The sequence below is a fragment of the Kocuria sp. NPDC057446 genome (assembly GCF_042802875.1).
GTDB lineage: Bacteria > Actinomycetota > Actinomycetes > Actinomycetales > Micrococcaceae > Kocuria.
In genome coordinates this window covers 1-12,204 of the sequence record NZ_JBHVDI010000120.1, presented here as the reverse complement: position 1 = coordinate 12,204, position 12,204 = coordinate 1, and the positions used below count along the sequence as shown (strand labels likewise).

The 12,204-nt window shown below is 72.7% G+C and carries 7 protein-coding genes and 1 pseudogene; 5 read left to right on the top strand and 3 right to left on the bottom strand.

Annotated elements, in window-relative coordinates; genetic code table 11:
- Positions 1–116: pseudogene (cspD, locus tag ACFU0Y_RS13515) on the top strand (cold-shock protein CspD); the annotation flags it as partial.
- Positions 117–128: 12 nt separating this feature from the next.
- On the top strand, positions 129–956 hold the full coding sequence (locus tag ACFU0Y_RS13510; RefSeq protein ID WP_380215047.1) for a DUF1206 domain-containing protein: 828 nt from the start codon (positions 129–131) through the stop codon (positions 954–956).
- A gap of 97 nt (positions 957–1,053) precedes the next feature.
- Here ACFU0Y_RS13510 and ACFU0Y_RS13505 read toward each other — a convergent pair whose 3' ends face one another.
- A complete protein-coding gene (locus tag ACFU0Y_RS13505; protein WP_380215046.1) occupies positions 1,054–1,908 on the bottom strand; it encodes an SDR family oxidoreductase in 855 nt (284 codons plus the stop codon).
- Between the two features lie 200 nt (positions 1,909–2,108).
- On the opposite strand from ACFU0Y_RS13505, the gene uvrB reads away from it, so the two are divergent.
- Positions 2,109–4,229: an excinuclease ABC subunit UvrB gene (gene uvrB, locus ACFU0Y_RS13500; protein WP_380215045.1), complete on the top strand. Its 2,121-nt coding sequence runs from the start codon at positions 2,109–2,111 to the stop codon at positions 4,227–4,229.
- A 261-nt stretch (positions 4,230–4,490) separates the two neighbouring features.
- Positions 4,491–5,819 (top strand): TerC/Alx family metal homeostasis membrane protein, encoded by a 1,329-nt coding sequence (locus ACFU0Y_RS13495; RefSeq protein ID WP_380215044.1) that lies wholly within the window; start codon positions 4,491–4,493, stop codon positions 5,817–5,819.
- Positions 5,820–5,950: 131 nt separating this feature from the next.
- Here the strand turns inward: ACFU0Y_RS13495 and ACFU0Y_RS13490 are convergent, their stop codons facing one another.
- Complete coding sequence (locus tag ACFU0Y_RS13490; protein WP_380215043.1) at positions 5,951–8,563, bottom strand: DEAD/DEAH box helicase; 2,613 nt, start codon at positions 8,561–8,563, stop codon at positions 5,951–5,953.
- A 140-nt stretch (positions 8,564–8,703) separates the two neighbouring features.
- Here ACFU0Y_RS13490 and ACFU0Y_RS13485 point away from each other — a divergent pair, with 140 nt between their 5' ends.
- Positions 8,704–10,440, top strand: a complete 1,737-nt coding sequence (locus ACFU0Y_RS13485) for a formate--tetrahydrofolate ligase (RefSeq protein ID WP_380215042.1) — start codon at positions 8,704–8,706, stop codon at positions 10,438–10,440.
- A 198-nt stretch (positions 10,441–10,638) separates the two neighbouring features.
- On the opposite strand, the gene ACFU0Y_RS13480 is transcribed toward ACFU0Y_RS13485, so the two are convergent.
- Positions 10,639–12,204: DUF3376 domain-containing protein (locus ACFU0Y_RS13480; RefSeq protein WP_380215041.1), on the bottom strand; the 1,566-nt coding region annotated here is incomplete at its 5' end.

Below are 12,204 nucleotides of genomic sequence, written 5' to 3'. Positions count from 1 at the left end.
GAGACGATGTATTCGTTCACTTCACAGCTATCGAAGGTGACGGTTACAAATCTCTAGAAGAAGGACAAGAAGTTTCTTTTGAAATCGTTGAAGGTAATCGTGGACCTCAAGCTGCAAAGGGAGGAACCATGGGCGAGGTCGGCCGGCAGGCCACGAGAGCGGCCGGCGCCGCGGACGACGCGACGGACTCGCGCGGGTTCCGCCTCGCCGCCCGCGCCGGGTACGTGGCGGCGGGGCTGCTGCACGTCATGATCGGGGTCATCGCGCTGCGGGTCGCCACCGGAGGCTCGGGCTCCGCGGACCAGTCCGGGGCGGTCGCCGCGCTCGCCGGCAGCCCGGGCGGCACCGTCCTGCTGTGGGCCTGCTTCCTCGGCTGCGCGGCGCTCGCCGTCTTCCTGGTCAGCGAGGTGTTCTTCGGCGCCACGCAGCGCTCGGACCGGGAGCGGCTGAAGCACCGCCTCAAGATGGGCGGCCAGGCGGTGGTCTACGGCGCGATCGGCGCCGTGTTCGGGACCTACGCCCTGGGGGGCTCGAGCGACAGCAGCGAGTCCACGCAGTCGATCAGCGCCCGGCTCATGGCGCACCCGGCGGGCACGGTGCTGCTGATCGCCGTGGGGCTGGGCCTCGTCGTCGCCGGTGCCTTCTTCGTCCACCGGGGCGTGACGCGGTCCTTCCGCGAGAACCTGACGAGCCTGCCGCCGGGCACGGCCGGCAGCGCCGTGGTGTGGCTCGGCACGGCCGGCTACGCGGCGAAGGGCGTGGCCCTGGGCGTGCTCGGGGTGCTCGTCGTCGTCGCCGCGGTGCAGAGCGACCCGGAGAAGTCGACGGGTCTGGACGGGGCCCTCAAGTCCCTGCAGGAGCAGCCCTTCGGGGCCTGGATCCTCGGCGCCGTGGCCCTGGGGCTGATCTGCTACGGGGTGTTCATGGTGGTCCGGGCCAAGTACCAGCGGATGTGACGACGCCGGGTGGGGTGGTCCGCCCCGACCGCACCGGGTCTCCGCGGCCGCCGGGAGGCCCGCCCGTCCGGGGTGCGGCGGCGACCCGGCGGGCGCCTCAGCGCATCGCGCGCAGCGCGTCGACCAGCGGCGTGGTGTGCCGCCCGAGCAGCCGCGACAGGTCCCCGGTGACGAGGTCCAGGGCGCCGTCCTCGATGTTGGCGTCCAGGGCCACCAGGAACCGTGCGGTGGCCTCGTCCACGCCGGTCCGCTCCAGCTCCGCCAGGTGCTGCCCGGGCGTGAGGCGCCGGTAGGCCACCTCCCGGCCCAGGACCTCGGTGAGGGCGGCGGCGAGCTCGTCGAAGCTCCACGCCACGTCCCCGGCGAGCTCGTAGGTCTGCCCGGCGTGGCCGTCCTGGGCGAGGACCGCGGCGATCGCCTCCGCGTAGTCCTCGCGGGTGGCGCTGGCCACCCGGCCGTCCCCGGCGCTGGCCAGGACCAGGCCGGTGGTCTCCGCGTGCCGCAGGGCCGGCTCGAAGTTCTCGGTGTACCAGCCGTTGCGCAGGATCGTGGACGGGAGCCCGGACTCGGCGATCGCCTGCTCCGTGGCCAGGTGCTCGTCCGCGAGCAGGAGCTTCCCGCGGTCGGCGCCGAGGGCGCTGGTGTAGACGATCCGGGACACCCCGGCCCGGACGGCGGCGTCGACGGCGTTGCGGTGCTGGGGCACGCGCGCCCCCGTCTCGCTGCTGGAGATCAGCAGGACCGTGTCCGCCCCCGCGAAGGCCTCGTCGAGGGTCGCGGGGTCGCCGTAGTCGACCCGGACCGTGGGCAGGCCCAGCTCCCGGAGGGCGCCGAGCTTGCCCTCGTGCCGGCCGGCGGCCACGAGGTCCGCCAGCGGCACGTCCAGGCGCAGCAGGGAGCTGATGACGTGGCGGCCCAGCCGGCCGGTCGCGCCGGTGATGACGATGGACACGGTGTTCCTCTCGATGGGCCCGGCGGTGCCCGGGCGCGGCCCGCGGTCCCCGGCGACGTGCCGCCGGGCGCGGCGGTGTGCCCTGTGCAACGGGCGGCACCAGCGCCGTATTTCCGGGCGGCGGCGCCCGGCGGCGACGGGTCCGATCGCCTCCGGAGGAACCCGGCTCCCGTGTCCGGGGCGGCGCGTAGCCTGGTGCCATGAGCCTCGCCCAGAAGATCAACCGAGTCGTCGCCCCCTTCGAGGTCATCTCCGACTACGTCCCCGCCGGGGACCAGCCCCGGGCCATCGAGGAGCTCGCCGCGAGGATCGAGGCGGGGGAGAAGGACGTGGTGCTGCTCGGCGCCACCGGCACCGGGAAGTCCGCGACCGCCGCGTGGCTGATCGAGCGCGTCCAGCGGCCCACCCTCGTCATGGTGCAGAACAAGACGCTCGCCGCGCAGCTCGCGAACGAGCTCCGCGAGCTGCTGCCCAACAACGCCGTCGAGTACTTCGTCTCCTACTACGACTACTACCAGCCCGAGGCCTACGTCCCGCAGACGGACACCTTCATCGAGAAGGACTCCTCCATCAACGAGGAGGTCGAGCGGCTGCGGCACTCCGCGACCAACGCCCTGCTGACCCGCCGGGACGTCGTCGTGGTCGCCACCGTCTCCTGCATCTACGGCCTGGGCACCCCCGAGGAGTACGTGGCGCAGATGGTCACGCTGCGCCGCGGGGAGGAGATGGACCGCGACGAGCTGCTGCGCCGGTTCGTGAACATGCAGTACGCGCGCAACGACGTCGACTTCCACCGCGGCACGTTCCGCGTGCGGGGGGACACCGTGGAGATCATCCCGATGTACGAGGAGCACGCGGTCCGGGTCGAGTTCTTCGGCGACGAGATCGAATCGATCTACACCCTCCACCCGCTCACCGGGGAGATCATCCGGGAGGAGACCGAGATGTACGTCTTCCCCGCCTCCCACTACGTGGCCGGCGCGGACCGGATGGCCACGGCCGTGAAGTCCATCGAGGACGAGCTCGCCGCGCGGCTGAAGGAGCTGGAGTCGCAGAACAAGCTCGTCGAGGCCCAGCGGCTGCGCATGCGCACCACGTACGACCTCGAGATGATGGAGCAGATGGGCTACTGCAACGGCATCGAGAACTACTCGCTGCACATCGACGGCCGTCCCCGCGGGTCCGCCCCGCACTGCCTCATCGACTACTTCCCGGACGACTTCCTGCTGGTGGTCGACGAGTCCCACGTGACGATCCCGCAGATCGGCGGCATGTACGAGGGGGACATGTCCCGCAAGCGCACCCTCGTGGAGCACGGCTTCCGGCTGCCCTCGGCGATGGACAACCGCCCGCTGAAGTGGGACGAGTTCCTGGGGCGCATCGGCCAGACCGTCTACCTCTCGGCCACGCCGGGCAAGTACGAGCTGTCCCAGGCGGACGGCTACGTGGAGCAGATCATCCGGCCCACCGGGCTGATCGACCCCGAGGTGGTCGTCAAGCCGACCAAGGGACAGATCGACGACCTCCTCGACGAGATCAACGTGCGGGTCGAGCGGGACGAGCGCGTGCTCGTCACGACCCTCACCAAGCGGATGGCCGAGGACCTCACCGAGTACCTCATGGAGCACGGGGTCAGGGTCCAGTACCTGCACTCCGACGTCGACACGCTCCGCCGCGTGGAGCTGCTGCGCGAGCTGCGGATGGGCACGTTCGACGTCCTCGTGGGCATCAACCTGCTGCGGGAGGGCCTGGACCTGCCCGAGGTGTCCCTCGTGGCGATCCTCGACGCCGACAAGGAGGGGTTCCTGCGCTCCACGACGTCCCTCATCCAGACCATCGGCCGCGCCGCCCGCAACGTCTCCGGGCAGGTGCACATGTACGCGGACCGGATCACCGACTCGATGGCCACGGCCATCGAGGAGACGAACCGCCGCCGGGAGATCCAGGTCGCGTACAACACGGAGCACGGGATCGACCCGCAGCCCCTGCGGAAGAAGATCGCCGACATCACCGACCAGCTCCAGCGCGAGGAGGAGGACACCAGGGAGCTGCTCGCCCGGCGTGCCGCCGCCGGCAAGAAGACCGCGCCGACCGGCGGGAAGGGCGGTCGGGACGCCGTGGCGGCCGCCGAGGACAAGCTGCGCCAGGACGGCTTCGCGGCCGCGCCGGCGGAGGACCTCGTGGACCTCATCGCGCAGATGACGGAGCAGATGCAGGCCGCCGCCGCCGAGCTGCAGTTCGAGCTCGCCGGGCGGATCCGCGACGAGCTCGCCGACCTCAAGAAGGAGCTGCGGCAGATGCAGCAGGCGGGGCACGCCTGAGCCCCGGCGCAGCGGGGGCCCGGACCGGCCCGCCGGCCCGCGAAACGGGCCCGTACCGGGCGGTGCACGGGACGGGCGCAGCCCGCGTATAGACTGTGCTCAGCCTAGGGGAGTATCCCTCAGCGCTGTGGACGTCAGCACGTCGGGTGCCACAACCCGGCCGGACGCAGCGGTCGAGCCCAGCACGACGGACCGGACCGGTCCCGCTGCAACGACGGAGAGACTTACGGCTGTCCCGTACTCGACCCCGAAAGCAGAACCATGGAAGTCTCTCTCACTGTCTGGATCGTCACGATCGCGGCCATCGCCGGCCTGCTGCTGTTCGACTACGTGTTCCACGTGCGCAAGGCCCACGAGCCGCAGCTCAAGGAAGCCGCCATCTGGTCCGCGATCTACGTGGGCATCGCCCTCCTCTTCGGCCTTTTCGTCCTGTACCAGTGGGGAGGCCGGTTCGCCGGCGAGTACTACGCCGGGTACATCACCGAGAAGGCCCTGTCGGTCGACAACCTCTTCGTCTTCCTCATCATCATCGCCTCCTTCAAGGTCCCCCGCGAGGACCAGCAGAAGGTCCTGCTCTTCGGCATCACGTTCGCCCTGATCGCCCGCACCGCCCTGATCTTCGTGGGCGCGGGGCTGATCAACCAGTTCGCCTGGGTCTTCTACCTGTTCGGTCTCATCCTGCTGCTGACGGCCGGCTCCCTCATCAAGGGGGAGCTCTCCGAGTCCGCCCACGACGAGGCGGACAACTTCATCATCCGCACCGCCAAGCGCTTCATGCACACCTCGGACGAGTACGACGGCGACAAGCTGTTCACGATCGAGAACGGCAAGAAGGTCATGACGCCGATGCTGCTGGTGATGGTGGCGATCGGCGGCACCGACGTCCTCTTCGCCCTCGACTCCATCCCGGCGATCTTCGGCCTGACCCAGCAGACGTACCTGGTGTTCACCGCCGTGGCGTTCTCGCTCATGGGCCTGCGCCAGCTCTACTTCCTCATCGACGGCCTGCTGGACCGGCTCATCTACCTCTCCTGGGGCCTGGCGGTCATCCTCGGCTTCATCGGCGTGAAGCTCATCCTGCACGCCCTGCACGAGAACAACCTGGGCTTCATCAACAACGGCGAGCACGTGGAGGTCGTCGAGGTCGGCATCAGCTTCTCGCTGACCGTGATCGTGGGCGTGCTGGTCGTCACCGTCCTGGCCTCCCTGCTCAGCCCCAAGGGCCGGGCGCTGCGTGTGCTCAACGGTCTGCAGACCGTGGCCGAGAAGTACGTGACCCTGCCGCAGGACGCCCCGGCGGAGGAGCGGGGCAAGCTGGCCGAGAAGGCCGCGAAGTACCAGCGGCAGATGCCGAAGATCTCCGACAAGCACCGCGAGGAGCTGCTCGAGTCCGAGAAGCACTTCCACGAGCTGCTGGACCGCGCGCGCGGCAAGCACAGCGAGTTCGAGCGCACCGGTGTGGGGCCCGAGCCGGACGCCGTGCCGGCGCCGGAGGCCGAGGCCCTGTCCGGGGCCCGCGCCGAGACCCAGGAGGCGGCCGGCACCACCACCCCGGACGCGCCTCGCGGCGGCGGCAGCTCCGCCGTCTGAGCGACCGCGCCAGGTGCCCCGCGCACCGCGCGCAGGAGCCCCCGGTCCGCACCGAGCAGGTGCGGGCCGGGGGCTCCGTGGTCGTCGGGCTCCGCCGTGGTCGAGCACCGCCGGGGCGTGCGCCCCCGGGGTCAGCGGCCGGTCTCGGTGACGGGCCCGACGTTGTCCACGACCACGGCGGGGAAGCCGTCCTCGTCCGAGACCCGCAGGTCGATGCGGGCGTTGATGCCCCAGTCGTGGTGGCCGTCCGGGTCGTCGAAGACCTGCACCACCGTCCAGTACCCGGGCAGGCCCTCGGGCTGCTCGTCGATCCGGATCAGCCCCGGTCCCCTCGACTGGGGGTCCGTGTAGATGTCCTCGTGCTCGGCGAAGTACGCGTCCATGGCGTCCGCCCACCGGTCCCGGTCCCAGCCGTGCTCGCCGTCGAGGGCGCCCAGGACCTTGTCCTTCTCGTCCGCGAACAGCTCCACGCGCTGGAACAGCGCGTTGCGGACCATCACCCGGAACGCGCGCGGGTTCGAGGTGATCGCGGGGGGCTGCTCGTCGATGAGCTCCTCGAGGGAGTCCGCGGAGGTCCCCATGGGGGACTCCTCCCCGGCGGCCAGCTTCTCCCACTCGTCGAGCAGCGAGTTGTCGGTCTGCCGGATGAGCTCGCCCAGCCACTCCACGAGGTCCTCGAGGTCCTCGCGGAGCAGGTCCATCGGCACGGTCTGGCGCAGCGCCTTGTAGGCGTCGGAGAGGTAGCGCAGCAGGATGCCCTCGGAGCGGGCCAGGCCGTAGTACTGCACGTAGTCGCCGAACGTCATGGCGCGCTCGAACATGTCCCGCACCACGGACTTGGGCGTGAGCTCGAACTGCGCCACCCACGGGGCGCCGGTGCGGTAGGTCTCGAAGGCCTGGCTCAGCAGCTCCTCGAGCGGCTTGGCGTAGCTGACCTCCTCGAGCTCCTTCATCCGCTCGTCGTAGTCGAGGCCCTCCGCCTTCATCGAGGCCACGGCCTCCCCGCGGGCCTTCTTCTCCTGCATGTTCAGCACCTGGCGCGGCTTCTCGAGGGTCGCCTCGATCACGGAGACCACGTCCAGCGCATAGCCCGGGTCCTCCCGGTCCAGCAGGGTGAGGGCGGCGAGCGCGAAGGGCGACAGCGGCTGGTTGAGGGCGAAGTTCTCCTGCAGCTCCACGGTCAGCCGCCAGGTGCGGCCCTCCTCGTCCGGCTCGGCGAGCTTCTCCACGACGCCGGCGGCGCGCAGCTCCTTCAGGATGCCGATGGCCTGCTTGAGCAGGGCGCGCTGGCGCGGCCGCGTCTCGTGGTTGTGGGTCAGCAGGTGCCAGGCCGCCAGCACCGGGTCCCCGGGACGCTGCAGCAGGTTCAGCAGCATCGAGTGGGTCACCGTGAAGGACGAGGTCAGCGGTTCGGGCTCGGAGGCCACGAGGGTCTCGAAGGTCGGCTTCCCCCAGGACACGAAGCCCTGCGGCGGCTTCTTCCGCACCACCTGCCGCAGCTTCTTCTGGTCGTCGCCGAACTTGGCGTGGGCCTTCTTCATGGCCTTGTTGTTCTCGATGACGTGCTCGGGGGCCTGGACCACCACGGTGCCCGCGGTGTCGTAGCCGGCGCGCCCGGCCCGGCCGGCGATCTGGTGGAACTCGCGGGCGTTGAGCCGTCGGGTGCGCTCGCCGTCGAACTTGGACAGCGCCGTGATGACCACCGTGCGGATGGGCACGTTGATGCCCACTCCCAGCGTGTCGGTGCCGCAGATGACCTTGAGCAGCCCGGTCTGGGCGAGCTGCTCCACGAGCCGGCGGTACTTGGGCAGCATCCCGGCGTGGTGCACCCCGATGCCGTGGCGGACCAGGCGGTTGAGGGTCTTGCCGAAGCCGGCGGAGAAGCGGAAGCCGGCGATCAGCTCGCCGATGCGCTCCTTCTCCTCCTTGGTGAGCACGTTGACCGACATCAGGTTCTGGGCCTGGTCCATGGCCTGCAGCTGCGAGAAGTGCACCACGTAGACCGGGGCCTGGTTGGTGCTCAGCAGCTCCTCGAGGGCCTCGTGGATGGGGTCCTCGGACCAGTAGTGGTGCAGGGGGATGGGCCGCTCCGCGGACGAGACCGTGGTGGTGGGGCGCCCGGTGAGCTCCGTGATCCCCTCCTCGAAGCGGGACACGTCCCCGAGCGTGGCGCTCATCAGCAGGAACTGCGCCTGCGGCAGCTCCAGCAGGGGCACCTGCCACGCCCAGCCGCGCTGCGGATCGGAGTAGAAGTGGAACTCGTCCATCACCACGGGCCCCACGTCCGCGTCCCGGCCCTCCCGCAGGGCCACGTTCGCGAGGATCTCCGCGGTGCAGCAGATGATGGGGGCCGTGGCGTTGACGGCGGAGTCGCCGGTGACCATGCCGACGTTCTCCGCGCCGAAGATCTCCACGAGCGAGAAGAACTTCTCCGACACGAGCGCCTTGATCGGGGCGGTGTAGTAGGAACGCTGCCCGGCGGCGAGACCCGCCAAGTGCGCCGCGACCGCCACCGTGGACTTCCCGGACCCGGTCGGGGTCGCGAGGATCACGTTGGACCCGCTCGCGAACTCGAGCACGGCCTCGTCCTGGGCGGGGTAGAGCTCCATGTCGCGGGAGGCGATCCAGCCGAGGAACCCCTCGTAGACCTCGTCCCCGGACAGGGCGTTGGTGGCGAAGTCGCCGCGGTAGTACGGGTGGCTCGGGGCGCCGAGCTCGGGGGAGAGGGCTTCGAGGAGTTTCATCGTCCTCCACTGTATCGGGACGGCGTGCACCGGCCCGCGCCGTTCCGCGGGCCCGGGGACGCACCGCGGGGACCGGTGCGTCCCCGACGACGACGGCGGGGCAGTCGCGGGGAACCGCCCCGGTCCCGCAGACTGGGCCCATGACGCACGTCACAGACCCGATGCCCTCGGACCTGGCGATCGCCCAGGCCGCCCGGCCCCGCCCCGTGACCGAGATCGCGGCCGCCGCCGGGATCGCCGCCGACCGCCTGGAGCCCTACGGGCGCTTCGTGGCGAAGGTCGACCCGCGCCCGGACGAGGTGTCCACCCCCGAGGAGGCCGCCCGGCGCAAGCGCGCCCGGGGCGTGCGGTACGTGGTGGTCACGGCCCTGACCCCCACGCCGCTGGGCGAGGGGAAGACGGCCACGGCGGTGGGCCTGGCCCAGGGCATGGCGGCCACGGGCCGCTCCGCCGCCCTGACCCTGCGGCAGCCGTCCATGGGTCCCACGTTCGGCATCAAGGGCGGCGCCGCGGGGGCCGGCTACGCCCAGCTGCTGCCGATGGACAAGCTCAACCTGCACCTGACCGGGGACTTCCACGCCGTGACGGCCGCCCACAACCTGCTGGCGGCGATGATCGACAACCACCTGCACCACGGCAACGCCCTGGGCCTGGACGTCCGCTCCATCACGTGGCGGCGGGTCCTCGACGTCAACGACCGCGCGCTGCGCACCGTGGTGGTGGGCCTCGGGGACCACCAGGACGGGGTGCCCCGGCAGACGGGCTTCGACATCACGGCGGCGTCCGAGGTGATGGTGATCCTCTCGCTGGCCACGTCCTTCGCCGACCTGCGCCGCCGCCTGGGCCGGATCGTGGTGGGCTCCACGCACGACGGCGAGCCGGTCTCCGCCGAGGACCTCCGGGCCGCCGGCTCCATGGCGGTGCTGCTGCAGGACGCGTTCCAGCCCAACCTGCTGCAGACCCTCGAGGCCACGCCGGCGCTGGTCCACGCCGGGCCGTTCGGCAACATCGCCACCGGCAACTCCTCCGTGGTGGCCGACTACGTGGCCATGGCCCACGCCGACTACGTCATCACCGAGGCCGGGTTCGGCGCGGACATGGGTCTCGAGCGGCTGGTCAACGTGAAGGCCCGGGCCTCCGGGCTCACCCCGGACGCGGCGGTGCTCGTGACCACGGTGCGGGCGCTGAAGGCCCACTCCGGGCACTACACGGTGCGTCCCGGCAAGGCGCTGCCGGCGGAGATGCTCCAGGAGAACCCCGCGGACGTGGAGGCGGGGGCGGTCAACCTGCTGCACCACCTGGCGATCGCCCGGTCCTTCGGGATCTCTCCGGTGGTGGCGATCAACGCGTTCCCCGGGGACCACCCCTCCGAGCACGAGGCGATCCGCCGAATCGCCCGGGCGGCCGGGGCGGAGGTGGCCGTGTGCACGGCGGTGTCCGCGGGCGGCACGGGGGCGGCGGAGCTCGCCGACGCCGTGGCCGCCGCGTGCGATCAGCCGGCCGGGTACACCCCGACCTACGGGCTGACGGAGTCCCTCGAGGACAAGCTGACGGCGGTCGCCACCCGCGTCTACGGCGCGGACGGCCTCGAGATCACCCCGGCCGCGGAGCACCAGCTGGCCCGCTACGAGGAGCTCGGCTACGGGGGCCTGCCGGTGGTCATCGCCAAGACCCACCTGTCCACCACCGCGGACCCCTCCCGCAGGGGCGCGCCCACCGGGTGGTCGCTGCCGGTCCGTGAGCTGCGCGCCGCCGTGGGCGCCGGCTATCTCTACGCGATCTGCGGGACCATGCGCACCATGCCCGGGCTGGGCGCCTCCCCGGCGGCCGAGCGGATCGGGATCGACGACGACGGGCGCGTCTCCGGCCTCTTCTGAGGCTCCGCTTCCGACCCCCGGCGGAGGCGGCCACCCTCCGGGCCCGGACCCCGCCGGTCCGGGCGCCGGTCCGCTGCGGCGCCTGCCGTGGCCGGCACACGCCGGTTCGGGCGCCCGGCGGATCCGGAACCCCGCTGTGTCCGGGCGCGCCCGCCCGGTGTTCCCGCGCCCGTCGGGGCTGCTGGGTGACACCCCGGATCAGGGGCGGGGCAGGAGCTCCTCGCCGGGGCCGTGGTGCCGCAGCATGCGCTCCGAGGGCGCCCACCACAGCACGGCCGCCCAGGCGTACACCGCCCCGGCCAGGGCCGGCAGATCGGCCCGGAACGCGCCGGGCCCGCCCGCCCAGGACCACAGCGCCCAGGCCGCGGCGCCCCCGAGGAGGGCGGCGGCCACCGCGATCCCGGGGGCCCGGCCGGGGCGCAGCCAGCCGGTCAGCAGCAAGGCTCCGACCACGAGCAGCGCGAGGCCCAGAGCGATGGCGCGGGGCCCGGCACCGTCCGGCACCTGCGCCGGGAGGCCGGTCAGGGCCGCACCGGCCCAGACCGCCACCGCGGCCGTGACCACCAGGCCCGCGCGCCCGAGCTCGTCCGGGCCCCTGCCGTTCGGCACGCGCACCGCCACGACCGCGGCGAGACGCTCCAGGACGAGCGCGGTGAGCACCAGCAGCAGCGCCACTGCGGTGCGCCCGGACGTCCCGGCCGCCCAGAGCGGCAGCAGCAGGAACAGGGCGGCGGCACCCAGGAGGGCGGCCCGGCGCAGCGCGACGCGACGGGCCGCGGCGACCTCGAGCGCCGTGCCGGGCGCCGCGGTGCCGCCTGCGGAGGCGTCCGCGGCACGAGGCGGCGGCCCGACAGCCCCCGCGGTCTCGAGGACGGCCGCCCACCGCCGCCGCGCGCGGCGTGCCGTCCGCAGCAGCCACAGCACCAGCACCGCGGTCGCCGCCACCGGCAGCGCGGCGCCGGTCCACCACCCGGCGGGGGCGTCCGCGGCGGCCGGTCCTCCGGCCGCCCACAGCCCCGCCGTCAGGACGACGGCGACCAGGGCGGCGCGCACGGGGGTCACCACGGCCGGCGCGAGCACCAGCAGGGGCTGGAGCACCAGCAGCACGACCTCCCAGACGGGACGGGGCAGGTCCGGGGTGCCCGCCAGCGCCCGCCCCAGCACGCGCACCCCGCGCGAGGCCATCGAGAGCCGGTGGCCCGGGGCCAGCCGGTCCAGGCCGTCGGCGCTCGCCCCCACCGCCGCCCGGCCGCGTGCCGCTGAGCCGCGTCCGACGTCCCGCAGCAGGGCCTCCTGCAGACCGGCGACGACGGGATCCGCCGCCGGGACGCGCTCGACGGGCGGAGGCCCCTCCCGGCTGTGCGCGGGCCCCTCCGGTTCGCGTGCGGTCCGCTCGGCCGGTGCCGGCAGCCCGCGCAGGAACTCCGCGACCCCGGCCGCCGCGTCGAGGCGGCCCCACCACCAGTCGTTGGCCCGCCAGTCCCCGGCCAGGAACCCCCGGAAGTTCAGCAGCCCGGCCCCGGCCAGCTTGGTCCGCGCCGGCACCCGATCGGTGCCGTCCGGGCGCGTCCGGCCGGGCTCGGGGAGTCCCGACCCCGCCGCGTCCAGGGCCTGCTGCAGCCGGTCGCGGGCGATCGCGTCCCGGAGGGCGGGGAACGCCTCCGGCGCCGCGGGCGCCTGGTCCCCGCGGATCTCGCCGTAGGCCACCCGGGACACCGCGCCGGGGATGCCCGCCGCCGCCAGCAGCGGGGGCAGGTCCACCGC